Below are 22,774 nucleotides of genomic sequence, written 5' to 3' on the forward strand. Positions count from 1 at the left end.
ACGCACACGTGTGGTTGACGCAGGATACGAATTAAACTAAATAACCAGAAATCTAGTTTAATGGAGATAAAAGATGTGGGAAGAAGCTGCCACAGGTTTCTCTGCCATGGGCTCGGAAGCCCGATTGAAGGTTCTTAAGACCTTGGTTCGTGCTGGGGAAGCAGGCCTGACCGTTGGAGAAATTCAGACGAGGACAGGAATCGCGCCCTCGACTCTGGCGCATCATCTGCGGTTTCTGGCTGCTGGCGGAGTAGTTGAGCAAGAGAAGATCGGGCGTAGCACGATCAACCGCGCGTGCTTTGACGAATTGAGAAACCTGGCGCAGTTCATCCTAAGTGAATGCTGCGCAGACGAAATCGGAAAGGCCGCAAACGATGGCTGAACTGACCCAAAACCCCAAGCCACTTGCCAGAAACCTGATCGACCTGATCAAAACGCCCTGGGCTCTGATCGTGGTCATACTGGCGCTGGTGGCCGTTCTTGATCCGGGCAACTGGACCGAGGTCGTGAGTTTTGCAGCCAAAGCGCTTGCGCATACGGGCCAGTACATCCTGTTTGCTGTTCTGCTGCTATCATACCTGAAGGCAACCGGGGCCGAAGTGATGGTCGCCCGTGCATTTGAGGGTCGCGAGACACGGATGATCTTTCTGGCCGCGTTGTTTGGCGGGCTGGCCCCATTTTGTTCCTGCGAAGTGATCCCATTCATCGCAGGCTTGCTGGCTCTGGGTGCGCCATTGTCGGCCGTGATGGCATTCTGGCTCAGTTCACCGTTGATCGACCCCCCGACGCTGCTGATTACTGCGGGTGCGCTGGGTTGGCCGTTTGCAATTGGTAAAGCGGTTGCCGCTGTCGCGTTGGGTTTGTTCGGCGGGTTTGCCGTGCGCACCCTGATGCGGGGAGGTGCCTTTGCGCAGCCGTTGCGTGAATACAAACCCGCTGGTTGCTGCGGTTGCGGACCAAAGCAAGATGACAAACCCGTCTGGAAGTTCTGGCAAGACCCTGACCGTCGGACGCGCTTTCGGGCCGAATTCGTTCATAACGGTCTGTTCTTGCTCAAATGGCTAGCGTTCGCCTACGTGCTCGAGGCGCTGCTGGTCAGCTATGTTCCGGCAGACCTGATCGCCCGGGTTGTTGGTGGTGAGGGTGTTGTGCCAATTGTCATCGCTGCCTTGGTCGGAATGCCTGCCTATCTGAACTCTTACGTCGCACCACCGCTTCTTGCGGGTCTGATGGAACAGGGTATGAGTGCGGGTGCTGCGATGTCGTTCATGGTGGCCGGCGCCGTCAGTTCGATACCTGCGATGGCGGCCGTGTGGTCACTGGTGAAACCGCGCGTCTTTGCCACCTATCTGGGTTTGGGCATCAGCGGTGCCATCGTAGCAGGCATCCTGTTTCAGATGATCTGAACAAAAAAACCGCCCGGTTGAGCCATCGGGCGGTTTTGCTTTTCTAGCTCGCTTCGCAATATCGTGGCAGTTTGAACCGATACCTTGGCTCTCCAGTTTCAACGAAAACCCGTTTCTCGATACAGGCTTGGGTTCCAACTGTCTGAGCAATCGGCCCTTCGGTCGAGGTGATTGATGCTGCTGAGCCATCCGGCAAGCGCACCGAAGCAATGACCCCGTTCTTGAGATCGCCATTGATCGGTGTCGCCGACAAAACCGCGACGGTGAGAAACGCCTCGTGCTCGTGCTTGCCGTCGTCATTCAGCAATAGCAAGCCAGCGACTATTGCAATCATCACTACGGCACCTGTAATGGCCAACCACCAGGATTTCAGGAACACATAGATTGAAACGGCACGATGCGCGTCGAAGAATAAGGATAGAACCTTTAGCATCAAATCACCCAAAAATCGGGTCCCAGCTACTTGAGGCCGGGACCATGCGCATCTCAGGGGCGCAGATCGTCTTCGTCTTCTTCATCACCACCACCCTTGGGCAGGTTGAAGAAGCTATCCGCATCGACGATGGGCTCTTCTTCTTCCTTCTCGTTGGTGTCCTCGGACAACGAGAATGTCTCGAGACCTTCGATCGCGGTCGGGATCTTGGGCGCTGAATCCATCTCGAGCGACTGTTCGGTCGAGACCAGTTTGCGACGCTCATCATCGCTCATCACGCCACCTTCGGCTGCTTTCTTGGCCGCGGCCTTTTGCACGATGGCATCCAGTTCGGATTGTTTGCACAGTCCCAGGGCAACCGGATCGATCGGCTGCATGTTCGAGATGTTCCAGTGCGTCCGCTCGCGGATCGACTGGATGGTCGGCTTAGTGGTGCCGACCAGCTTGGCAATCTGGCCGTCGCTGAGTTCCGGGTGGAACTTGACCAGCCACAGGATCGAGTTCGGACGGTCCTGACGCTTGGACAGCGGGGTGTAGCGCGGACCACGGCGTTTCTCTTCGCCTGATGCCGCCGGATTGAATTTCAGCTTCAGCTTGTGCAGCGGGTTGTTTTGCGCGGTGTCAATTTCTTCCTGAGTCAGCTGGTTGTTGGCAATCGGGTCAAACCCTTTGACACCTGCAGCCACATCACCATCCGCAATACCCTGCACTTCCAGCTCGTGCATGCCTACGAAATCCGCGATCTGCTTGAAGCTGATCGTGGTGTTGTCCACCAGCCATACGGCGGTTGCCTTGGCCATAAGCGGTTTTGCCATCAGCCCGTCTCCTATAAATACATCTGTCCCGTCGCCGGAATTCGGCGGCCCCGAAGCTATGGGGCAGGTTTCCGTTGTCGGGGAACTTGGGGCCTATATAGTCGCGACAGCTAAAGAAGGGAAGAGGCGAATGCGCTGGGCGATTTTGTGGGTGCTGAGTGCCATGGCTGCGATGGCCGAGGGCGAAAAGGCGGGCGATTTTGACTACTACGTCCTGTCGCTCAGCTGGTCGCCCAATTGGTGCGCCCGCGAAGGCGATGCGCGCGGCTCGGATCAGTGCGACACGCGACACGATCATGGGTGGATATTGCATGGGCTCTGGCCGCAATTCCATCAGGGCTGGCCTTCGTATTGTCGCACGTCCGAAGCGCCACCCACACGCCGCATGACGCGGGAAATGGAGGATATTCAGGGCTCATCCGGGTTGGCCTGGCATCAATGGAAAAAGCACGGCACCTGTTCGGGCCTCAGTGCACCCGACTATTTCGCCCTGTCGCGGCAGGCTTATGCAGGAGTTGCGCGCCCCGAAGTGTTCCGCAAGCTGGACGCTACGGTCAAACTGCCCGCTTCGGTGGTGGAAGAGGCCTTTCTCAAGGCCAATCCCACGCTTGAGCCTGACATGATCACCATCACCTGTAAGCAAGGCTATATCGAAGAAGTCCGCCTATGCCTGTCCCGCAATCTTGACCCGGTGCCCTGTGGCCGCGACGTGATCCGTGATTGCACCGCTAAAGACGCGGTGTTTGATCCGATTCGTTAGAGCTTTTTGTTCTGGCAGTCGCGCGCATAATCCAGCGCTTTGGCGGTGCCTTTCAGATCAATCGCCATGACGGTCTGACCTTCTGGATTGTAGACGGTCATGGTCTTGTTCTGCGCAATCGAGGTGACGAAACTCCGGTCCGTAAAGAACACCGTCGCGCCGGGCACGCGATCCTGCTTGAACCCGATGGCGGTGGCATCAAAGCTCTTGCCGTCCAGATCAAACCGGATCGGATATTGTTCCCCCGGTTTAATGTCGCCCCAAGCCTTGTTGTAGACAGTGAAGTATCCGCGATCGTCCAGTGCGTCATAGCCTAGCCGCACCACCGAAAGATCCTGATACACCGTCTGGATCAGGCACCCATTGCCGAGGTTGGGGTCCATCATGATGTTCCAGCCTTCGACGAAGCCTTTGTCGATGAGTGCCTGCGACAAGGCAGCAGTGGCGGTGAAGGCGGCTAGGGTGAGGGCGAGAAGGCGGGGCATATTTGAAATCCACAGAGTTACGTTGTGAAACTGTGCCCAAGTTACAAGTTTCGACAGCCCAGCCAAGAGCATTCTTTTATTGCGCCCCAGATACTAGGTCGTATTCAGCCAATCTGAATTCTAAGATCACCTAGCTTGTGGAGCGTTCGTCGTGAAGTAATAAAGCTACTAAGAAACTTATAGGCAGGACCCGTCGAAATTAGGCTTCAACTCGACTATGGTGTCATTCTGGGCTTCCCAAAAAACGAGCCAACGAAGCATGCAGGGAAAAGACTGTTTTTCAAAATACGCATAGCTTTTTCCTTTTGAAATAGAAAATCCATCTTGCTCTAGAAATCGGACCAGCTCTTGCTCTTTCAGCGGCAATGGGTATTCAGCGATTATCCTTCGAGCAAACTCTTTGTCAGCTTCGGCAAAACTGTCGGGCAGATTTCGCCCGATTTTTGGAGGTAGCGGAAACGGCGGGGACAGCAACAAGTGAATACCAATCACGACAATCAGCGCAGATGCACAAAAAACTATAATAAACTTTCGCATCAAATGCTTAACCTCCAAGAAATCCTAAGAAAGTGCTTGGTTTCTACAAGGCACGCAAGGAGCAGGCGACTACAAATCTAGATCTCCTTCCGCGCCCGCAACGCCGCAGTAATCGTCCCGTCGTCTAGATAGTCCAACTCTCCCCCAATCGGTACACCTTGCGCCAGGGATGTCAGACGAACCTGCCCCTCCAACTGATCAGCGATGTAGTGGGCAGTGGTCTGGCCATCGACGGTGGCGTTCAGGGCGAGGATGATCTCGGTGATACTCTCGGCCACAACCCGGTCCTTCAACCGGGGGATACGCAATTCATCCGGGCCGACCCCGTCCAAAGCCGACAAAGTGCCGCCCAGAACGTGATAGCGACCCTTGAAGACCCCGGCACGCTCCATCGCCCAAAGGTCGGCGACGTCCTCGACCACGCACAGCTCTCCGGTTGCGCGAGCCTCGTTGTTACAGATGTCGCAGATATCAGTGGTGCCCACATTGCCGCAGTTCAGGCATTCACGGGCAGTTACGGCTACCTGCTGCATGGCGTCAGAAAGCGGCGTTAGCAGCAGGGCGCGTTTACGGATCAGGTGCAGGACTGCGCGGCGGGCCGAGCGGGGGCCGAGACCGGGCAGCTTGGCCATCAGGTCGATCAGATTGTCGATGTCACTGTTCGAACTCACCGTGAGACCCTCGCAATTGGGCCAGAGAAACACGCCCCGGCCATAGATCCGTCAGGAGGGTGTATCAGAACGGCAGCTTGATGTCTGCGGGCAGGCCCATGCTTTCGGTCAGCTTGGCCATTTCTGCCTGTGAACGTTCCTGCGCCTTGGTTTGGGCGTCCTTGATCGCGGCGAGGATGAGGTCTTCGACCACTTCCTTATCGTCACCGTTAAAGATCGACGGGTCGATATCCAGACCTTTCAACTCGCCCTTGGCGGTCGCGGTGGCCTTGACCAGCCCGGCACCGGATTCGCCGACAACCATGATGGTGTTCAGCTCTTCCTGCATGTCAGTCATCTTGGTCTGCAGATCCTGCGCGGATTTCATCATCTTGGCCATGTCACCCAGGCCGCCTAAACCTTTTAGCATCGGTAATCTCCTGTCACTCGATTTGTGGCCTAGATACGAAGCGTAACCGTGCGGCACAAGAGGTCAGGATACTCCCGCCCGTCGTCAAGGTCTTTGGCAAGACCTTTCCTCCCGTTGGGCCCGGCAGCGCGCAAGGCGCGCTGCCGGGCCCAAAGCCGCTCAGGGGTATCGGCGCCAGCCGATGGCCCGTGGCGGGTGCGGGAGCATTTGGTTGAGGTGCGCTTATGCTCGAAAGTCAGTCCTCTTCAAACGGGTCCCATTCGTCTTCGACCTCGGGCAGGGCTTCGGTTTCGACTTGAGCGGCGCGTTGTTCTGCGGTTTCGATGCTCTTGATCCGCGCTTTCGGGAAATGAGTCAGCACTGCTTGCACCAGAGGATGCTGTTCAGCCTCGGCTTTCAGGGCCAAGTCTGCAGCGTCCCGTACCTCGGCAATGGTCGGTGCGTTGCCCTCAGCGACAATAGAAACGGCCCACCGGTTGCCTGTCCAACGCTGCAGCGACGCGCCCAATCGTTGTGACAGGTCGGTCGGGGCGTTGTCGGTTGGGGCGAACTCGATCCTGCCCGGTTGGTAGGATACCAGACGCACGCCGTTTTCGACCTCGACCAACAACTTCACATCCCGGTTGGCTCGGATCAGTTCGACCACATGTTCAAATGTTGGATAGCGTGCCAGCGCTGCCTGCACATCCTGGGCCAGCGCGGCCGTTGGCCCGCCCGCGCTGCCGCCAATCCCCGATGCGGCATAGGCCGGTCGGGCCACAGCCTGTGGCGCGGAAGGAGCATGTCCCGGCGCACCGATTCCCTTGCCGGGGCCACCATTGGGCGGCGGAGGCGTATCTTGCAGACGCTTGATCAGCTCCTCCGGGCTAGGCAAGTCGGCCACATGGGTCAGGCGGATCACGGCCATTTCCGCAGCCATCATTGCGTTGGGTGCGGCGGAAACTTCCTCGAGCGCTTTCAGCAGCATTTGCCACATGCGTGTAAGGACTCGCATGGGCAGAGCCTCGGCCATTTGTTGACCTCGGGCGCGTTCGTCGGGGGAAACGGTGGGATCTTCGGCGGCATCCGGGGTGATCTTGACCACCGAAACCCAATGCGTGATTTCAGCCAGATCGCGTAAGACGGCGAGTGGATCAGCCCCTTCGGCATATTGCCCGCTCAGCTCGGTCAACGCGCCTGCAGCATCGCCGCGCAGGATCATATCCATCAGATCCAGCACCCGGCCCCGATCGGCCAGCCCCAGCATCGCGCGCACCTGATCCGCGCTGGTTTCACCGGCCCCGTGCGAGATCGCCTGATCCAGCAGTGAGGTCGCATCCCGCGCTGATCCTTCGGCAGCCCGGGTGATCAACGACAACGCATCCTCGGCAATCTGTGCCCCCTCGGCACCTGCAATTTTGCGAAGCAGTCCGATCATATCCTCCGGCTCGATCCGGCGCAGATCAAAGCGCTGGCAACGGGACAAGACGGTCACCGGGACCTTGCGAATCTCGGTGGTGGCAAAGATGAACTTCACGTGTTCGGGGGGTTCTTCCAGCGTCTTGAGCAGCGCGTTGAAAGCGCTGGTCGACAGCATGTGAACCTCGTCGATGATATAGATCTTGTAGCGCGCGGACGCAGCGCGATAGCGGACGCTGTCGATGATCTCGCGGATGTCATTGACACCGGTGCGGCTGGCGGCGTCCATCTCCATCACATCGACATGGCGGCCCTCCATGATGGCTACGCAGTGTTCACATTGACCGCAGGGTTCGGTGGTAGGGCCGCCGCTGCCATCGGGACCGATGCAGTTCATACCCTTGGCGATGATCCGGGCGGTCGTCGTCTTACCGGTGCCGCGGATGCCGGTCATGATAAAGGCCTGCGCGATCCGATCCGCTTCGAATGCGTTTTTCAGGGTACGCACCATGGCGTCCTGACCGACTAGATCGGCAAAGGTTTCGGGGCGGTATTTGCGGGCAAGAACCTGGTAGGCGGGGTTGGGCGTCTCGGTCATGTCTGCTCTGTCGGATTCGCGTTACGCCGCAGCGTAGAGGCCCCCGCCGCCCGCGTCCACAGCCAGCCGGGACGATTTTCATTTTGGAATGCGTGGGTATGCGGCTAAAATCCACTCTATTCTAATTACTGGACCAGTATGTTGTTGGGTGAAGTTTGTTTGGGGGGAGATTATGTCGCAACTGGTGGTTTATGCGTTGCAGGTTGGCGGAGGCACCTTGGCCTTGTCCTCGATGCCTGGGCGTGGAGGAACGTATACAGAAGACCTTGATCTTATCGCAGACTGGAAGCCGGGACTTGTGATCTCGATGACCACTGAGGTCGAGATGATTCAGGATGGTGCGCGGAATTTTGGCGCTGATATTCAGGGGCGTGCCAGCAGATGGGTGCATTTGCCGATCGAAGATTTTGGCACGCCACCCAAAGAGATTTTGGACCGCTGGCCCCGCGTTGGCGCGACCGCACGTCAGGCGTTGTCAGGTGGTGGCCGTGTGCTAGTGCATTGCCGTGGTGGCTGTGGCCGATCCGGGATGGTGGTTCTGCGTCTGATGGTTGAATGCGGTGAACGGCCTGAGGCGGCATTGAAGCGATTGCGTACGGTGCGTCCTTGCGCAGTCGAGACAAATGCCCAGATGCTTTGGGCCGTTGAACCGGCCCGTGTTCAAGCCGTTTGACGGCTTAGACACCAACATGTGGCGAGATTTCGCCACCGTTGTGCTGCACCAGAAGCGAAGCCTCAAGCATGGCGCAAGGAGGATTCCTTAGCAGGTCTGCGGGTAGGCTGCGGTACTCGGTTCCGAACATCATGTCTGCGTAGTCATCCAGCCGGCCGGTATCGATTTCAGGATCGGTTCCGCAGAATACACGTATCTGGTCGCATTGGGCGCGAAAGCGGGCGGAGCATCCTTCCGGGCAGTGCGACAGATCTATGGTGCCTTCAATCTCAAACTCAGATTTCGTGACCGGTTTTGTGGCGGACATGGCCTGCGTCAGAGCCCGCGCCATTTGCGCCAGTGCGGGGCAGGTTGCCCCAGTACGTTGGCACACGGTCGCCGCGAATTCGTGCGTTTTAGTCTTCCAGATCATCAATGCGCCCTCCGCGCGCAGGGCGAGGGCGTGGCACAGGTTGGTCGGTGCAGAGCACGATCAAACCCGTCCCGGACACCCCGCCCGAGTTTCGGTTCTACATCTGATGGCAGGTCTCCTGACTTGCGGGTCATCGCTTTGCCGACCTTCCCAGCCTTCAAGGCCAGTGGTATCTCGGCATTGCTCTCCGCTTACAGTTGCGGGGGCAGTCTCGGACTAGGTTCTTTCCGGTTTTCTCCGTGCAGAACCGCACCGTGTTCCCTTTTCATCCCGGCCCGATTGGGCGCGAGAACCATCGCGACATGGCTATCGGCTGCGCCGTGCCCGAGTCAAGAAGATTGCGTCAGGCAAGTGACGTACGGTCCAGCCACGTCAACCTTGACTTGAGGCGCTTCGGGTGAACTGATCAGTTCAGTCGGTATTGGAGGGCACCATGTTGGACACGCAGCAGGCGGTTGTGACCGAGGATTTTCAAATCCCGTCCGGCCCGGCAATGTTGTCGGCGCGGCTTTACCGTCCGGTTGCCGACCCCGAAAAGGTGGTCGTCATAAACGGTGCGACTGGGGTGCCGAGGGATTACTATCAGTACTTCGCCCGATGGCTCGCCGAAGAACAGGGCATGGCCTGCCTGACTTACGATTACCGGGATTTTGGTCACTCTTTGGTGGGTTCGCAAAAGCGGTCAAATGTCACCATGGCCGATTGGGCGTTGATCGACATTCCATCCGCCCGGGCCGAGATGCGCCGACGGTTTCCGCAGGCCAAGCTATGGAGCATCGGTCATTCCTTGGGCGGAATGTTTGGCCCGATCCAACCCGATATCGATCAGATCGACAGGATGATCTGTGTCTGTTCGGGTCTGGTAACGCTGGCGGATCACCCTTGGCCTTATCGCGCTTTGGCGGCGTTGTTCTGGTATGGTCACGCGCCGCTGGTGGTCAAGGCGCTTGGCTACCTGCCCGGGCGGTTGGTCGGGTTTGGATCGGACCTGCCTGCCCAAGTCTATTGGCAATGGCGCAAATGGTGCACCGCCCCCAAAAGCTATGTGCCAGAGATCGGCACGACACTGCCCGCCGCCCGCTGGAAAGACTTGGGCAAACGTGTCGATCTGTTTACCTTCGCAGATGATGAAATGGTGCCGCCGGATGCTGTCTGGCGTCTTGCCGATCTCTATGGACCCAAAGCCGGGCGCCATCTGCTTGCACCAAGCGAATTCGGAGTGTCCAAGATCGGCCATATCGGTGCATTCGCAAGACGGAATGCGGCAGTCTGGCCTAGACTGATCGCCTGATAGCGCTGGGCACCGGTAGGTCGGTGCCCAGCTTCGTTATAGCCCTTTACGGGATTTTTTCTCGTGCATCACGCTGCGCACCATCTTGCCGAACGCCTTGTCGCGGGCGCGGGCCTGCGCCACCGAAGCGGAATTGTGTTGGTCTTCGCGCCGCAGCTTGCGCCAGCGGTCCAGCCGCGCGGGATCAAGCGTACCAGCGTCGATTGCCGCCTGCACCGCACATTCGGGCTCGGTCTCGTGCTGACAATCCGAGAAGCGGCAATCCAGGCTGAGGTCTGAGATGTCCGAAAATACCTCATCCAACCCCTCCTGCGCATCCAGCAGACGCAACGCGCGCATGCCGGGCGTATCGATCAGCCAGCCGCCATTGCGCATGCGATGCAAGGCGCGTGCAGTTGTTGTGTGCCTGCCGCGCGCATCATCTTCACGGATACCTGCGGTGGCCTGATCCTGCCCCGTCATCCCGTTGGCGAGCGTCGTTTTCCCAACGCCGGATGATCCAAGCAAGGCGCTGGTTTGTCCTTTCGGACACCACGACAGAACTTGTTCGAGATCGCCGTGATCCAGCGCGTTGACCGCAAGTATCGTCAGAAACGGGGCGAGCGATTGGGCCTGATCTACATAAAGGCTCGGATCATCGCACATGTCCGACTTGGTCAGAACGACCACCGGATAGCAGCCTGCCTGATGCGCCAGCGCAAGATACCGCTCCAATCGTGGCAGATTGAAATCGGCGTTGCAGGAACTGACGATGAACAGCACGTCTACATTTGCAGCGATCAACTGCGCTGCAGCTCCGGTACCTGCCGCTCGTCGTTGAAGCTGGCTTCGCCGGTCAAGCATACGGCGTATTCGTTTGTTTTCATCCACCAGAACCCAATCTCCGACGGCATATGCACCGGTTGATTGATCCGGAGATAACAAAGGCGATTCACCTTCAGGGCTCAGCCCGATCAGTCGATCCCGGTGTACTGCCGAGATGCGATACGGAAGAAGTGACGGATCAGCCGTATGCTGAGCCGCGAAATGAGAGGACCATCCGAGGTCCGATAAGGAAAGTAACATTGGTCTGCCTGTGATCAGAAACAGCAATCCCGTCGAATGGCAATCGCGCATCCGCCGGCGACGTGTTCAGGCAATCAGTTGATCGGAAAGGATCAGAACCGGTCTGCCCGAAGGGTTTTTGCTACAATCATAAACGCCCTCCTGCGGCTGATAGGTTCTAAGTGAGAGGTTGGACATCGACCCAAGCGGGGCTCGTTGTGGCTGCTTCCTTCCGGACCTGACCAGGTTGGCGAGGCGCTCGCCCGCGCCAACCTCTCAGAGCCGATATAGGTGCATCCCCTAAAAATGGCAACCCGTCAGAAGGTCAGATGAATACGCATGAAACCATCCGCATCGTCGGGCAGAATGCGTGGATGATACTCAGCAAGCTCTGCAACATGGTGTAGCGCGCGCGGCCCCGTTGTCAGGATCGCGCCCTGCCTTTGGTTTGGTACAAAAGAAAAGGGGCGCGTTGCATGCGCAAGTGGGTCGGCGGGCAGTGTGCCAGCGACGTATTTGCATAGAATATCCTGTATGCTGATCTGAGGCAGGTCAATCATACGGGCTTGTCGCGCAATTGGAAAATGACCACCGCCATTGGCGCGGTAGTTATTGGTGGCGACAAGGAAACTCTGGTCAGGCGCAATCGGCTGCCCATCGAATTCCAGGTTGCGTATGCGGGAAAATGCCGGATCAATCACTCGACCGAGCGTATCGAACCGTGCCGGTTGCGAAAGATCGATCTGGTAGGTGACGCCATGCAGGACATCGAAGTTGAAGCCTGTGCGCTGAGGATCGGCAAGATCGATCGGGGCGTCTGATCCAAGTTGATGGAACAGCCCGGCTGACATCTCAAGCCAGTCCCGAATCTGAGAACCTGAGGCCAGCACCGCGCGCAATTCATTAGGAAAGACACTGAGATCGGCGATATGTCGAACTGAAATCTCGCCTGAGGGGATATCCGTGTAGTACTTGCTTCCTGCGCGCCCGCCGAACTTTGCCGGGGCGGCTGACGATATGATAGGCAAATCTGCCCAGTCGGTATCGACCAAATGCGGGCGTAGGGCAGCGGCCTGAGCCGCCGCAACCAAGGCCAGACCGCGATCCGGTAAGCAATATGAGAAGTAGCTGTGCAGCGTGTGTGGGATTGTGCCCACTGGCCTGGTCACCCTTTTGCGCGTCGCAGCGTGGCCGGTCGCAAACAGCTCTGTGATCCTTTGGCATTCGGGTATTTCTGCGCCCGATTGAGCGATTGCCCGCGCTTCGACATGGCTGCCTGTAATGCGCCAATCGCCGGTGGTATCTTTTTGCAGTGTCAGATCAATGATCCCAAGATGAGACCCGGCCCAACCCTGCATGACAACCGGAGTTCCATGCACAAACCCCCGCGTACTGTCGACGAATGGATAACCATCATGCGCCTTTCCGGGCAGTGTCAGATGGGTGTGGCCTGCGACGACGGCATCAATCAGCGGCATCTCGGCCAGCGGGATGATCGCGTTTTCCATATCCGGCTCGGCCATTGCCGATCCCAGTCCGGTATGCGCAAGGGCGACAATCAGGTCGCAACCTTGCACGCTGAGATCTTCAGCAGCGCGCCACGCAGCGGCCAGAATGTCTGTTACCACGACCCGGTCCGTTAGCAGATGTGCTTCCCACTGTGCGGTTTGAGTGGGCAAAACAGAAAGAACCCCGATGCGGATTGCGGTGTCCTGTCCATTTAGTCTGACAACCCGATGCAGAATCGTGTGTGCATCCCAACCTTGTTCGGTCTGAGTGGTTTGCATATTGCTGCAAATCATTGGGCAGGCGGTTTGGCGAGCGATGCGATTGACGAGTTCCAGCCCAAACCCGAAATCGTGATTGCCCAATCCGATCGCGTCATAGTTCAACGTGTTGAACGCGCGTGGCAGGGGATGGGCGTCTGGCACGTTTTCAGCTGCCCAGTTGCCAAATGGCGTTCCCTGCAGGCTATCACCATTGTCAAACAACAGCACAAGGGCGTCATCGCGTTCAGCCTGTCTGCGCGCCTCGTGAATCAGGTTGGCGGTACGGGTCAAACCAATCGCGGGTTCGGGGCGATCCGAATAGTAGTCATATGACGTTAGGTGCATGTGTAGATCGGATGTAGCAAGGATTCGAATCCGTGCGCCATCATCTGCATCTCTTGGTTGTCGCATTAAATGCTTTGATTTCAATATCTTCAACTTCTAGCTGTCAGTGTGCCAACGTTTTCACCATGGGGTCGATTTAATGCAATTTCCGGGGCGATGCTGCGGTCATTCCGCGGCAGGGTCGAAAAATGTTTGGTCGATACCCGTTGCACGAACAGGTAAGACGTGGCAGCCCTTTGCGCGGCAGTCAGGAACGGCAGGCATGAAACGCGCAGAACAGGTGACATTTGGCGGCTCGGCACTGGATCGGGCGGGTTTGCTGCGCGGCGACGCGGACAAACTGGCACAGGTTTATCGTGACCCTTTGGCAACATGTGTGTTGCTTTGGCGCGGCAAGCTGCTGGTTGAGGGTGAGTCTCTGGACCGGCTCGTCCGGCTTCCGATGACACACACGATTCTCGAACAGGGCGCGGGCGGTGTGATCGGGCAACCGATTTTCCTCGGAAAATCCGAGGATGGATCGCCGCTGTTTGCCATGGACATCTCGGGCTGGGCGGCTGAAGGGCTGGATTTGTCCGGTGTCGGAGATTTTGTCGACCGCAGCGAACAGCAGCACCCTGACCTGCCCGAGGGGTATGTTTTTGCCGAACTGCGCCGCATCATGACGCGCCTCAATCCACGAGACGCAGAGATTGCGGCAACCGCCAAGGCGGTGATCGGCTGGCACGAAACGCATCAATTCTGTGCCCGCTGTGGTGCCCGCAGCGAGATGTCTCAGGGTGGTTGGCAGCGCAGTTGCCCTGTCTGCGGCGGCCAGCATTTCCCGCGCACCGATCCCGTGGTCATCATGTTGATTACACATGGCAATTCAGTGCTGATGGGGCGCTCTCCAGGCTGGCCCGAAGGCATGTATTCGCTTTTGGCTGGTTTTGTTGAACCCGGTGAAACGCTGGAAGCCGCTGTGCGGCGCGAGGTGATGGAAGAGGCGGGCGTGCCCGTGGGCGCGGTGAGCTATCTCGCAAGCCAACCCTGGCCCTTTCCCGCATCCCTGATGTTTGGATGCGCAGGCGAGGCGTTATCGCGCGATATCCAGATCGATCCGGTCGAGATCGAGGATGCGATCTGGGTCACACGGACAGAGATGATGCAGGCCTTCGCTGGGGATCACCCTAAGCTGTTGCCTGCCCGAAAAGGTGCGATTGCGCACTTTTTGTTGCAACACTGGCTTGCAGACACGTTGGACTGACGAGAAACTGAACCCAATCTAGGGCAGAGAAAAGCAATCATGCAGTTTTCAGCGCAGGAAGATATCGATGTCCCAATCGAGACGGTCTTCACCATGGTCTCTGATTTTGAACGCTTCGAACGCAAAGCCTTGCGTCGCGGGGTCGATGTGCGTCGGGTCACGGGGGCGGTTGTGCCGCAGGCCGGAATAACCTGGGAGACCGAATTCAAGATACGTGGCAAGCCACGTCATATCATTATCGAGATGACTGAATGCGACCGCCCGTCCTTGATGCGGTTCCAGTCCAGCAGCAAGGGAATGAACGGCGACACGGTGATCGAGCTTTTGGCGCTTTCCCAACGTCGGACACGGCTGCGCGTTGAAACATCGCTGGGTGCGAAAACGCTGCCCGCCCGCCTATTGCTTCAATCCCTGAAGTTAGGGCAATCCCGATTCAGGCGGCAGTTCCAGACCCGTCTCAGCGAATTCGCGCGCGATATGGAGGAACGACACCTCCATGGTGTCTGACAACCGAGAAGTAGATGAGCACTTTAATGAGACCGATCATACGCGACGCTGTCGAAGCCGATGCGGATGGCTTGTCCGGTGTGCTAACAGCGCTTGTAGCGGCTGGAAAGCGGACCAAGCCCGCCGACAGCGCCTTTGCACTGACGCATTACATCTGCGACCCTGAGCGGATTCAGTGTAGCCTTGCCGTTGCGCCGGACGGACAGATACTGGGTTTCCAGTCGTTGAAGCTTGCCACCCGAAACAACCCGTATGGCGTTGCGGTCGGGTGGGGCATCATTGGGACGCATATCAAACCGTCCGCTGCGCGATGTGGTATCGGTCGGGCGTTGTTCAAACGTTCTCTTCAAGCCGCTCGGCAGCAGGGATTGCCCGCTATCGATGCTACGATCGGGGCCAATAATTTCGACGGCCTTGGCTATTATGAGGCGATGGGATTCAGAGAGTACCGGCAGATTGATGGCGCGATTTGCAAGGTCTTTCGCATGGGGACCAGAGTGACCAACCCGTAGTCCGCCGCACTTTCAGGATGTCGCACCGAAGGACTCTAATCACTGTTCTAAGGTGCAAGCGTAGCTGCCCCGCCTATCCAGGCCGTTCCTTTGAAGGGGCGAGCCAATTACCCGCACTATCCACGGGGTTGCGCCGCCGGATAAACGCCGAGGACTTCTACGTTGGTGGTAAAATGCTCAAGCTCATCCATCGCCAGTTGCACATTTCGATCGCCTGGATGACCCACGATATCGGCATAGAACTGGGTCGCGGTGAAGGACCCGTCGACCATATAGCTTTCCAGCTTAGTCATGTTGATTCCGTTGGTGGCAAATCCGCCCATCGCTTTGTACAGCGCTGCCGGGATGTTACGCACCTGAAAGACAAAACTTGTGATCATGCCGTGATCACCACGGCGCGATTCGTCGGCCTCACGAGACATCACCAGAAAACGGGTCGTGTTGTCGCCCTGATCTTCAATGTGACGGGCCAAAACGTTGAGGCCGTAAATCTCACCTGCCAGCTCACTGGCTAACGCTGCGGAGTGTTTGTCGCCGATCTCGGCGACCTCGCGTGCGGCACGAGCATTATCCGGGCTGACCCTGCCACGAATTCCGTGTTGCTTCAGGAAACCTGCGCATTGTGGTAGCAAGACGAGGTGGGAATGCGCCTCAGTGATATCCTCCAGAGTCGCGCCCGGTACGCCCAACAGGTTGATGTGCACGCGCACAAATGCTTCGTCGATGATGTGCAACCCGCTATGCGGAAGCAGGCGGTGAATATCGGCCACACGACCATAGGTGGTATTTTCCACCGGTAGCATGGCCAGATCAGCCTCACCTGAGCGCACTGATTCGATCACATCTTCGAAAGTGCGGCAGGGCAGGGCGTCCATATCCGGTCGCGCGTTCCGGCAGGCTTCGTGACTGTATGCGCCGGGTTCTCCCTGAAATGCTATGCGATTGGTCATTTGGTCGTTTCCGTGCAACAAGTTCTTGAATTGGGCGTTTAGTCGCGGTGTCTATACCTTGCGTCTTCTCAGGGGAAGCCTTAGACACCCCGCAGACAGCTGAAATGGACACGCGATCAAAATGTTCGACACGATGACAGTTACCAAAGCCGCAGCCGGCTTGTTTGGCACCTTCCTGGTGTTGCTTCTGGCAAAATGGGGGGCGGATGTCCTCTATAGCTCTGACAGCCATCTTGCCGAAGCTGCTTACATTATCGAAACCGAAAGCTCGGGCGAAAGCGCGGACGGCGAAGAAGTAGTCTTTGAAGATATGTTGGCTGCAGCCGATCCGGAAAAAGGCGCGCGCGTATTCCGCAAGTGCACCGCTTGCCACAAACTGGAAGACGGCGCCAATGGTACAGGTCCTTACCTTTACGGTGTCGTAGATCGCCCGGTTGCCTCAGCAAAAGGCTTCACCGGTTATTCGGCCTCGATGCAGGCGCATGGCGGCAACTGGACACCCGAAGCCCTGGACGCGTTCCTGGAACGCCCAAGCGCCTATATCTCGGGCACTTCGATGAGCTTTGCTGGCCTGAAAAAACCACAAGAACGCGCCGATCTGATTGCGTATCTGCAGACCATCGGCAACTGATCTGTTGATCAGATTTGCAGGATTTAAAGCCGCTGCCTTGTGCAGCGGCTTTATTTTTTGTCTGAGAAGAACTTCACAAAGCGTTCACGCATTCTAAACTTGCAACTGACAGTGCTGGACCTTTAGCTGGCGGGCACGACAATGAAGATGACAGAAATTCAGAGGACGAGCCTGATGAAACCCCTTCTGCCCCAGATGCGCTTTACCGGAATTCACGCTTGGGCTGCGGCTTTGGGGATTTCGGCGACACTGGTTCTGGGCAGCAGCGATCCTGCCCGTGCCAATGAAGAGGGCGTCACGCGCAGCCACGGGTATTCCTATTTCGGAAATCTGGATTATCCGGCCGACTATCCGTACTTGAACTACGTCAACCCAGACGCACCAAAGGGCGGAGAGCTGTCTTTGGCGGGCTCAGGTACGTTTGATTCCCTGAACCCTTATTCGCGCAAGGGGCGGGCAGGCGCTTTGACTACGCTTCAATATGACCCGCTGATCGAAAGCACCGCGGACAGTGTCGGGCAGTATTATGGGGTTGTTGCGGAAAGTATGGAATATGACGAAGGGCGCAATTATGTGATCTTCAATCTGCGCCCCGAAGCTATGTTCTGGGATGGCACCCCGGTGACTGCCGAAGACGTCGTCTATAGTCATCGTTTGTTCATTGAGCAGGGTTTGCCGTCTTATGCGCAGGCCGTCGGGCGCATGGTTACAGGGGCCGAAGCTCTTGATGACCATACCGTCAAATTCACCTTCAGCCCGGACGTCACCCGGCGCGGGTTGATCGAAACCGTCGGGTCGACCCCGGTATTTTCAAAAGCCTGGTTCGAGGCTGATGAAAGCCGTCGTCTTGACGAACCGCGGCTGGAGGTCGCCGTTGGTTCAGGTCCTTACAAACTGGACAGCTATGACATCAACCGTCGTATCGTCTACAAGCGTCGCGACGATTATTGGGGCAAGGATCTGCCGATCAACATAGGCCGCAACAATTACGACACTATCCGGATCGAGTATTTCGCGGATCAAACCGCAGCCTTCGAAGGGTTCAAGGCGGGCGAATACACGATGCGTATCGAAAGTGACCCCAAGCTCTGGGCCTCTAGTTACGATTTCCCGAAACTCAGCGAAGGGTTTGTCGTGCAGGACGAGATCGTGGATGGTAGCCCACCGACGCCGTCGGGTTTCGTTTTCAATCTGGGCAAGCCTCAATTTGCCGACAAGAATGTGCGTAAAGCGCTGGCGCTGGCGTTCAATTTCGAATGGGCAAATGAATCGCTGATGTTCGGTCTGAACGCACCGCGCAGTTCATTTGTGCAGGGGACACATCTTGAAGCGACAGGCGTGCCGGAGGGTGCCGAACTGGCGTTTCTGGAAACGCTGGGTGACGTGGTTCCGGCCGAGGTGTTCAGCGAGCCTGCGCTTGTCGTCCACGAATCCAATCCAGCTCGGTTGAACGACCGTCGCAATTTGCGGCAAGCCTCGAAACTGCTGGACGAGGCTGGTTGGCCCGTCGGCGACGGCAATCTGCGCCGCAATGCCGATGGGCAGACGCTGAAGGTCAATATTCCGTATGCGTCGAGCATTCCAACCTCGACCGCCACCATGATCGAGACCTATGTGCAGAACCTGCAGTCGATCGGTGTGGATGCTTCGGCCGAGAAGGTAGATCCTTCTCAATTCACCCTGCGGCGGCGTGAGCGTGATTATGATATGGTATATTCGAACCGCTACGGCTCGTTCCTGTCGACCGGCGGGGGTCTCAGTCAGATGTACGGATCGGAAGAAGCCGCGTTTAGCTTGTTCAACCCTGCCGGTCTTGCCAGCCCACTTGTTGACGCTGTGATCGAAGCGTCATTCGACACGACAAATCAGGCAGAACAGGATGCTGCGCTGATGGCGTTGGATCGTGTCTTGCGTTATGAGTTCTTCGTCATTCCCGATGGGTATGTGGCGGATTACTGGACGGCTTATTACGACATGTACGAATACCCTGAAAACCTGCCTCCATTCTCGCTTGGGTATCTCGATCTGTGGTGGATCAACCCCGAGAAAGAGGCTGACCTGAAAGCCAAAGGCGCGCTGCGATAACATGGGCGCCTATATCCTAAGACGCCTGTTGCTGGTCATTCCGACTCTTCTGGGCATCATGATCGTCAACTTCACGCTGGTGCAGTTCGTGCCCGGTGGTCCCATTGAACAGATCATCGCGCAGATCGAAGGGCAGGGCGACGTCTTTGCTGGGTTCGCCGGTGGTGGCGACGCCGGAGCCGGAGCCGAGCCCGCAGGTGGTGCCTTTGATGACAAATACGTCGGTGCGCGTGGCCTTCCGCCCGAATTCATCGCTGAACTGGAAAAAGAGTTTGGCTTCGACAAACCGCCACTGGAACGCTTTCTGGGCATGATGGGCAACTACCTGACGCTGGATTTTGGCGAGAGCTATTTCCGCTCGATCAGTGTGATTGATCTGGTTCTGGAAAAGATGCCGGTGTCTATTTCGCTGGGTCTGTGGTCGACGCTGATCGCCTATCTGGTCTCGATCCCGCTAGGTATCCGCAAGGCGATCAAGGACGGGTCGAGCTTTGATACTTGGACCAGCGGTGCGATCATCGTGGCCTATGCTATCCCCGGTTTCCTGTTTGCCATTCTGCTGCTGGTGTTGTTCGCCGGTGGCTCTTACTGGCAGATTTTCCCGCTACGGGGTTTGACTTCGGACAACTGGGACAGCCTCAGCCTGTTTGGAAAGATTACTGACTATTTCTGGCACATCGCTTTGCCGATAATCGCGCTGACCATCTCGGCCTTTGCGACGCTGACGCTGCTGACCAAGAACTCGTTTCTGGATGAGATCAAGAAGCAGTACGTGATGACCGCTCGCGCCAAGGGTTTGAGTGAAAGCAAGGTGCTGTATGGTCATGTCTTCCGCAACGCGATGCTGATCGTGATTGCAGGTTTCCCTGCTGTATTCATTGGTGTGTTCTTCGGTGGATCGATCATCATCGAGACCATTTTCTCGCTCGATGGTCTTGGGCGTCTGGGCTTTGAGGCCGCAGTGGCGCGCGACTATCCGGTGATTTTTGGTACGCTTTTCATATTTGGCCTGATGGGGCTGGTCGTCGGCATAATCAGCGATCTGATGTATGTGCTCGTTGACCCGCGTATCGATTTCGAAAAGCGGGAGGGGTAAATGGCACTCTCCCCTCTCAATCAGCGCCGTTGGCGCAACTTCCGGCGCAATGGCAGGGCGTTCTGGTCGCTGATCATCTTCTCGGTGTTGTTCGGCCTATCGCTGTTTGCCGAGTTCATCGCCAACGACAAACCGATCCTGGTAAAGTACCGGGGTGAAATCTACACGCCTGTCTTCAACTTTTACGCCGAGACTGAGTTCGGCGGTGATTTCCAGACCGAGGCGATCTATCGCGACCCCGAGGTCATGTGCCTGATCGATAGCGGCGGATTGGATCAGTGCTTCGACGACCCCGAAGGTATTATCGACGAAATCAAGGCGGGCACGTTCGAAGCGGATGGGTTTGAGCGAGGCTGGGCCATCTGGCCTCCAATCCCGTATTCCTTCAACACCAGCGTGGACCGCCCAGGCGCTGCACCGCTGCCGCCTAATGGTCAGAATCTGCTCGGCACTGACGACACCAAGCGAGATGTGCTAGCTCGTGTCATCTATGGCTTCCGCCTGTCGATCCTGTTCACTTTATTGGTCACCGGTGTCGCCAGTCTGATCGGCATTTTTGCCGGGGCCATTCAGGGGTTCTTTGGCGGTTGGCTGGATCTGATCTTCCAACGTATTATCGAGATCTGGTCTGCGACACCCTCGCTTTATGTCATTATCATCATGTTCGCGATTCTTGGGCGAAGTTTCTGGCTCTTGGTGATTCTGATGATCCTGTTCAGTTGGACCGGATTGGTGGGCGTCGTGCGCGCTGAATTCCTGCGGGCACGAAATTTGGAGTATGTCCGTGCCGCGCGGGCGCTGGGCGTGGGTAACATGACGATCATGTTTCGCCACATGCTGCCTAATGCGATGGTCGCCACGCTGACCTTCATGCCGTTCATCGTGACCGGAACCATCGGTGGGCTGGCTTCGCTGGACTTCCTTGGCTTCGGTTTGCCGTCTTCAGCCCCGTCGCTTGGAGAGTTGACTTTGCAGGCGAAACAGAACCTTCAGGCACCGTGGCTGGCCTTCACTGCCTTCTTCACCTTTGCCATCATGCTGTCGCTGTTGGTCTTCATTTTTGAAGGCGTCCGCGATGCGTTTGATCCCAGAAAGACCTTCTCATGAGCCTTTTGGATGTGAACAACCTCAAGGTCTCGTTCCGGCAGGACGGGCAGGTGAGTGCGGCAGTCAAAGGCGTGTCCTTTACCGTCGACCGGGGTGAAACGGTGGCTTTGGTGGGCGAATCCGGCTCGGGCAAATCCGTGACGGCGTTGAGCACTGTGTCGCTGCTGGGTGATAGCGCAATTGTCGAAGGCTCGGTCACTTATGAAGGGCAAGAGATGATCGGCGCGTCCGAAGACAGGTTGATGGACGTGCGCGGCAACGACATTAGTTTCATCTTTCAGGAGCCGATGACCTCGCTCAACCCGCTGCACACGATCCAGAAACAGATGGCGGAATCGCTGGCTCTGCATCAGGGCGTTACCGGCGATGAGGCGCGAGAACGGATTGTAGAACTGCTGACCAAGGTCGGCATCCGAGACCCCGAGGAACGGCTGGACAGCTATCCGCACCAGTTGTCCGGCGGGCAGCGTCAACGCGTGATGATCGCGATGGCGTTGGCGAACAAGCCGGACATTTTAATCGCGGATGAGCCGACAACGGCGCTGGACGTCACCATCCAGGCGCAGATTCTGGAGTTGCTGGCCGAACTGCAAAAGTCCGAGAACATGGGGATGTTGTTCATCACCCATGACCTTGGCATCGTCCGCCGCATCGCCGACCGGGTTTGCGTGATGAAGGACGGTGAAATTGTCGAAGCCGGAGTGACAACGGAGATTTTCGACAACCCGCAACACCCCTATACTCGCAAGCTTCTGGAGGCCGAGCCGTCCGGGCACCCCGACCCGGTGGCCCCGGATGCCGAAGAGGTAGCCCGCACCGATCACCTGAAAGTCTGGTTCCCGATCCAGCGCGGTTTCCTGAAACGGACCGTAGGCTATGTGAAGGCCGTCAACGACGCGACCCTCAGCGTCCGTGCCGGGGAAACGCTTGGGATCGTGGGGGAGAGCGGCTCGGGCAAGACGACGCTGGCGCTGGCGATCATGCGTCTGATCGCGTCCGAGGGCGGGATCACTTTCCGCGACCAGAATGTGCGCCGCTGGTCAACGCGCGAGTTGCGGCGGTTGCGCAAGGACATGCAGATCGTATTTCAGGATCCGTTCGGCAGCCTCAGCCCGCGGATGACCTGCATGCAGATCATCGCCGAGGGGCTGGCCATCCATAAGGTCGATCCTCATCGCGCCCCGCGCGATCTGGTGGCCGAAGTGATGAACGAGGTCGGATTGGACCCCTCTGCGATGGACCGCTATCCGCATGAGTTTTCCGGCGGGCAACGCCAGCGGATCGCCATCGCCCGCGCCATGGTGTTGCGGCCCAAGCTGCTGGTTCTGGACGAGCCTACAAGTGCGCTGGACATGACCGTGCAGGTGCAGATCGTTGACCTGCTGCGTGAGCTGCAAAGGAAATACGGGCTGGCCTATCTGTTCATCAGTCACGATCTGAAGGTCGTGCGCGCGATGTCCCACAACGTGATCGTCATGCGAAACGGCGATGTGGTCGAGATGGGCGCTGCCGAAGATTTGTTCGAACACGCCCAGACCGACTATACCCGCGAGCTGATCGCGGCGGCGGGCTGACACGCAGCCCGCGCCTTTGA

General features: G+C 57.5%; 24 protein-coding genes, 1 other RNA gene and 1 riboswitch. Of the genes, 13 read left to right on the forward strand and 12 right to left on the reverse strand.

What is annotated here, in order from left to right; all coding sequences use genetic code 11:
* Positions 1-73 precede the first annotated feature (73 nt).
* Positions 74-382, forward strand: coding sequence for an ArsR/SmtB family transcription factor (locus ACR0BT_RS09355; RefSeq protein WP_480763007.1), 309 nt, complete (start codon positions 74-76; stop codon positions 380-382).
* Complete coding sequence (locus ACR0BT_RS09360; RefSeq protein WP_170425783.1) at positions 375-1,406, forward strand: permease; 1,032 nt, start codon at positions 375-377, stop codon at positions 1,404-1,406. The genes ACR0BT_RS09355 and ACR0BT_RS09360 overlap by 8 nt, the downstream gene beginning before the upstream one ends.
* A 43-nt stretch (positions 1,407-1,449) precedes the next feature.
* On the opposite strand, the gene ACR0BT_RS09365 is transcribed toward ACR0BT_RS09360, so the two are convergent.
* Both ACR0BT_RS09365 and ACR0BT_RS09370 read right to left on the reverse strand, forming a co-directional pair.
* Positions 1,450-1,839, reverse strand: coding sequence for a hypothetical protein (locus tag ACR0BT_RS09365; RefSeq protein WP_223117116.1), 390 nt, complete (start codon positions 1,837-1,839; stop codon positions 1,450-1,452).
* 53 nt (positions 1,840-1,892) lie between these two features.
* On the reverse strand, positions 1,893-2,654 hold the full coding sequence (locus ACR0BT_RS09370) for a DUF1013 domain-containing protein (protein WP_170406573.1): 762 nt from the start codon (positions 2,652-2,654) through the stop codon (positions 1,893-1,895).
* 130 nt (positions 2,655-2,784) lie between these two features.
* On the opposite strand from ACR0BT_RS09370, the gene ACR0BT_RS09375 reads away from it, so the two are divergent.
* On the forward strand, positions 2,785-3,414 hold the full coding sequence (locus tag ACR0BT_RS09375; RefSeq protein WP_170508836.1) for a ribonuclease T2 family protein: 630 nt from the start codon (positions 2,785-2,787) through the stop codon (positions 3,412-3,414).
* On the opposite strand, the gene ACR0BT_RS09380 is transcribed toward ACR0BT_RS09375, so the two are convergent.
* From ACR0BT_RS09380 to ACR0BT_RS09400, 5 genes are all read right to left on the reverse strand, one after another.
* Entirely contained in the window at positions 3,411-3,899 is a 489-nt protein-coding gene (locus ACR0BT_RS09380) for a hypothetical protein (protein ID WP_223117115.1), read from the reverse strand. The two genes, ACR0BT_RS09375 and ACR0BT_RS09380, sit on opposite strands and share 4 nt — an antisense overlap.
* A 177-nt stretch (positions 3,900-4,076) precedes the next feature.
* Entirely contained in the window at positions 4,077-4,436 is a 360-nt protein-coding gene (locus tag ACR0BT_RS09385; RefSeq protein WP_223117114.1) for a hypothetical protein, read from the reverse strand.
* Positions 4,437-4,513: 77 nt separating this feature from the next.
* The gene (recR, locus tag ACR0BT_RS09390; RefSeq protein ID WP_170425779.1) at positions 4,514-5,107 is read right to left on the reverse strand and encodes a recombination mediator RecR; all 594 of its coding nucleotides are present in this window, start codon (positions 5,105-5,107) and stop codon (positions 4,514-4,516) included.
* Positions 5,108-5,171: 64 nt separating this feature from the next.
* Positions 5,172-5,516 (reverse strand): YbaB/EbfC family nucleoid-associated protein, encoded by a 345-nt coding sequence (locus ACR0BT_RS09395; RefSeq protein WP_170398693.1) that lies wholly within the window; start codon positions 5,514-5,516, stop codon positions 5,172-5,174.
* A 235-nt stretch (positions 5,517-5,751) separates the two neighbouring features.
* A complete protein-coding gene (locus ACR0BT_RS09400; protein WP_480763008.1) occupies positions 5,752-7,512 on the reverse strand; it encodes a DNA polymerase III subunit gamma/tau in 1,761 nt (586 codons plus the stop codon).
* Between the two features lie 172 nt (positions 7,513-7,684).
* On the opposite strand from ACR0BT_RS09400, the gene ACR0BT_RS09405 reads away from it, so the two are divergent.
* A complete protein-coding gene (locus ACR0BT_RS09405) occupies positions 7,685-8,185 on the forward strand; it encodes a phosphatase domain-containing protein (RefSeq protein ID WP_170398687.1) in 501 nt (166 codons plus the stop codon).
* Positions 8,186-8,189: 4 nt separating this feature from the next.
* On the opposite strand, the gene ACR0BT_RS09410 is transcribed toward ACR0BT_RS09405, so the two are convergent.
* Entirely contained in the window at positions 8,190-8,597 is a 408-nt protein-coding gene (locus ACR0BT_RS09410; protein WP_480763009.1) for a hypothetical protein, read from the reverse strand.
* A 91-nt stretch (positions 8,598-8,688) separates the two neighbouring features.
* Positions 8,689-8,908, reverse strand: a riboswitch (cobalamin riboswitch).
* A gap of 122 nt (positions 8,909-9,030) precedes the next feature.
* Here ACR0BT_RS09410 and ACR0BT_RS09415 point away from each other — a divergent pair.
* The gene (locus tag ACR0BT_RS09415; RefSeq protein WP_480563111.1) at positions 9,031-9,888 is read left to right on the forward strand and encodes an alpha/beta hydrolase family protein; all 858 of its coding nucleotides are present in this window, start codon (positions 9,031-9,033) and stop codon (positions 9,886-9,888) included.
* Positions 9,889-9,924: 36 nt separating this feature from the next.
* On the opposite strand, the gene rsgA is transcribed toward ACR0BT_RS09415, so the two are convergent.
* From rsgA to ACR0BT_RS09430, 3 genes are all read right to left on the reverse strand, one after another.
* Complete coding sequence (gene rsgA / locus ACR0BT_RS09420) at positions 9,925-10,953, reverse strand: ribosome small subunit-dependent GTPase A (RefSeq protein ID WP_480763010.1); 1,029 nt, start codon at positions 10,951-10,953, stop codon at positions 9,925-9,927.
* Between the two features lie 159 nt (positions 10,954-11,112).
* Positions 11,113-11,211: signal recognition particle sRNA small type (gene ffs / locus ACR0BT_RS09425), an RNA gene on the reverse strand.
* Between the two features lie 38 nt (positions 11,212-11,249).
* On the reverse strand, positions 11,250-13,112 hold the full coding sequence (locus ACR0BT_RS09430) for a bifunctional 2',3'-cyclic-nucleotide 2'-phosphodiesterase/3'-nucleotidase (protein WP_480763011.1): 1,863 nt from the start codon (positions 13,110-13,112) through the stop codon (positions 11,250-11,252).
* Positions 13,113-13,308: 196 nt separating this feature from the next.
* Between ACR0BT_RS09430 and nudC the strand changes: the two genes are divergently transcribed.
* From nudC to ACR0BT_RS09445, 3 genes are read left to right on the forward strand one after another with little or no spacing between them, the layout of a single operon-like run.
* Complete coding sequence (nudC, locus tag ACR0BT_RS09435) at positions 13,309-14,292, forward strand: NAD(+) diphosphatase (protein WP_480763013.1); 984 nt, start codon at positions 13,309-13,311, stop codon at positions 14,290-14,292.
* Positions 14,293-14,331: 39 nt separating this feature from the next.
* Positions 14,332-14,799 carry an SRPBCC family protein gene (locus ACR0BT_RS09440; protein ID WP_480763014.1) on the forward strand — a complete coding sequence of 156 codons (468 nt, stop codon included), beginning with the start codon at positions 14,332-14,334 and terminating at the stop codon, positions 14,797-14,799.
* 26 nt (positions 14,800-14,825) lie between these two features.
* A complete protein-coding gene (locus tag ACR0BT_RS09445) occupies positions 14,826-15,311 on the forward strand; it encodes an N-acetyltransferase family protein (RefSeq protein ID WP_480763015.1) in 486 nt (161 codons plus the stop codon).
* A 116-nt stretch (positions 15,312-15,427) separates the two neighbouring features.
* On the opposite strand, the gene ACR0BT_RS09450 is transcribed toward ACR0BT_RS09445, so the two are convergent.
* The gene (locus tag ACR0BT_RS09450) at positions 15,428-16,261 is read right to left on the reverse strand and encodes a prephenate dehydratase (protein ID WP_170398663.1); all 834 of its coding nucleotides are present in this window, start codon (positions 16,259-16,261) and stop codon (positions 15,428-15,430) included.
* Positions 16,262-16,382: 121 nt separating this feature from the next.
* Between ACR0BT_RS09450 and ACR0BT_RS09455 the strand changes: the two genes are divergently transcribed.
* The 5 genes from ACR0BT_RS09455 (at position 16,383) to ACR0BT_RS09475 (ending at position 22,754) form a co-directional block, all read left to right on the forward strand.
* A complete protein-coding gene (locus tag ACR0BT_RS09455; RefSeq protein WP_170398660.1) occupies positions 16,383-16,892 on the forward strand; it encodes a c-type cytochrome in 510 nt (169 codons plus the stop codon).
* 174 nt (positions 16,893-17,066) lie between these two features.
* Complete coding sequence (locus ACR0BT_RS09460; RefSeq protein WP_170398657.1) at positions 17,067-18,977, forward strand: extracellular solute-binding protein; 1,911 nt, start codon at positions 17,067-17,069, stop codon at positions 18,975-18,977.
* 1 nt (position 18,978) lies between these two features.
* The gene (locus ACR0BT_RS09465; RefSeq protein WP_170398655.1) at positions 18,979-20,073 is read left to right on the forward strand and encodes a microcin C ABC transporter permease YejB; all 1,095 of its coding nucleotides are present in this window, start codon (positions 18,979-18,981) and stop codon (positions 20,071-20,073) included.
* Positions 20,074-21,180, forward strand: a complete 1,107-nt coding sequence (locus ACR0BT_RS09470; protein WP_170398652.1) for an ABC transporter permease — start codon at positions 20,074-20,076, stop codon at positions 21,178-21,180.
* Positions 21,177-22,754: an ABC transporter ATP-binding protein gene (locus tag ACR0BT_RS09475; RefSeq protein WP_170425759.1), complete on the forward strand. Its 1,578-nt coding sequence runs from the start codon at positions 21,177-21,179 to the stop codon at positions 22,752-22,754. The genes ACR0BT_RS09470 and ACR0BT_RS09475 overlap by 4 nt, the downstream gene beginning before the upstream one ends.
* The last annotated feature ends 20 nt before the right edge of the window (positions 22,755-22,774 follow it).

It is taken from the genome of Ruegeria sp. CJ6, from assembly GCF_056536665.1.

Excerpts from the sequence above, each read along its gene's own strand:
- ACR0BT_RS09355 (WP_480763007.1), top strand. The coding sequence starts at position 74 with ATGTGGGAAGAAGCTGCCACAGGTTTCTCTGCCATGGGCTCGGAAGCC.
- ACR0BT_RS09360 (WP_170425783.1), top strand. The coding sequence starts at position 375 with ATGGCTGAACTGACCCAAAACCCCAAGCCACTTGCCAGAAACCTGATC.
- ACR0BT_RS09365 (WP_223117116.1), bottom strand. The coding sequence starts at position 1,839 with ATGCTAAAGGTTCTATCCTTATTCTTCGACGCGCATCGTGCCGTTTCA.
- ACR0BT_RS09370 (WP_170406573.1), bottom strand. The coding sequence starts at position 2,654 with ATGGCAAAACCGCTTATGGCCAAGGCAACCGCCGTATGGCTGGTGGAC.
- ACR0BT_RS09375 (WP_170508836.1), top strand. The coding sequence starts at position 2,785 with ATGCGCTGGGCGATTTTGTGGGTGCTGAGTGCCATGGCTGCGATGGCC.
- ACR0BT_RS09380 (WP_223117115.1), bottom strand. The coding sequence starts at position 3,899 with ATGCCCCGCCTTCTCGCCCTCACCCTAGCCGCCTTCACCGCCACTGCT.
- ACR0BT_RS09385 (WP_223117114.1), bottom strand. The coding sequence starts at position 4,436 with ATGCGAAAGTTTATTATAGTTTTTTGTGCATCTGCGCTGATTGTCGTG.
- ACR0BT_RS09395 (WP_170398693.1), bottom strand. The coding sequence starts at position 5,516 with ATGCTAAAAGGTTTAGGCGGCCTGGGTGACATGGCCAAGATGATGAAA.
- ACR0BT_RS09400 (WP_480763008.1), bottom strand. The coding sequence starts at position 7,512 with ATGACCGAGACGCCCAACCCCGCCTACCAGGTTCTTGCCCGCAAATAC.
- ACR0BT_RS09405 (WP_170398687.1), top strand. The coding sequence starts at position 7,685 with ATGTCGCAACTGGTGGTTTATGCGTTGCAGGTTGGCGGAGGCACCTTG.
- ACR0BT_RS09410 (WP_480763009.1), bottom strand. The coding sequence starts at position 8,597 with ATGATCTGGAAGACTAAAACGCACGAATTCGCGGCGACCGTGTGCCAA.
- ACR0BT_RS09415 (WP_480563111.1), top strand. The coding sequence starts at position 9,031 with ATGTTGGACACGCAGCAGGCGGTTGTGACCGAGGATTTTCAAATCCCG.
- rsgA (WP_480763010.1), bottom strand. The coding sequence starts at position 10,953 with ATGTTACTTTCCTTATCGGACCTCGGATGGTCCTCTCATTTCGCGGCT.
- ACR0BT_RS09430 (WP_480763011.1), bottom strand. The coding sequence starts at position 13,112 with ATGCGACAACCAAGAGATGCAGATGATGGCGCACGGATTCGAATCCTT.
- nudC (WP_480763013.1), top strand. The coding sequence starts at position 13,309 with ATGAAACGCGCAGAACAGGTGACATTTGGCGGCTCGGCACTGGATCGG.
- ACR0BT_RS09440 (WP_480763014.1), top strand. The coding sequence starts at position 14,332 with ATGCAGTTTTCAGCGCAGGAAGATATCGATGTCCCAATCGAGACGGTC.
- ACR0BT_RS09445 (WP_480763015.1), top strand. The coding sequence starts at position 14,826 with ATGAGACCGATCATACGCGACGCTGTCGAAGCCGATGCGGATGGCTTG.
- ACR0BT_RS09450 (WP_170398663.1), bottom strand. The coding sequence starts at position 16,261 with ATGACCAATCGCATAGCATTTCAGGGAGAACCCGGCGCATACAGTCAC.
- ACR0BT_RS09455 (WP_170398660.1), top strand. The coding sequence starts at position 16,383 with ATGTTCGACACGATGACAGTTACCAAAGCCGCAGCCGGCTTGTTTGGC.
- ACR0BT_RS09460 (WP_170398657.1), top strand. The coding sequence starts at position 17,067 with ATGAAACCCCTTCTGCCCCAGATGCGCTTTACCGGAATTCACGCTTGG.
- ACR0BT_RS09465 (WP_170398655.1), top strand. The coding sequence starts at position 18,979 with ATGGGCGCCTATATCCTAAGACGCCTGTTGCTGGTCATTCCGACTCTT.
- ACR0BT_RS09470 (WP_170398652.1), top strand. The coding sequence starts at position 20,074 with ATGGCACTCTCCCCTCTCAATCAGCGCCGTTGGCGCAACTTCCGGCGC.
- ACR0BT_RS09475 (WP_170425759.1), top strand. The coding sequence starts at position 21,177 with ATGAGCCTTTTGGATGTGAACAACCTCAAGGTCTCGTTCCGGCAGGAC.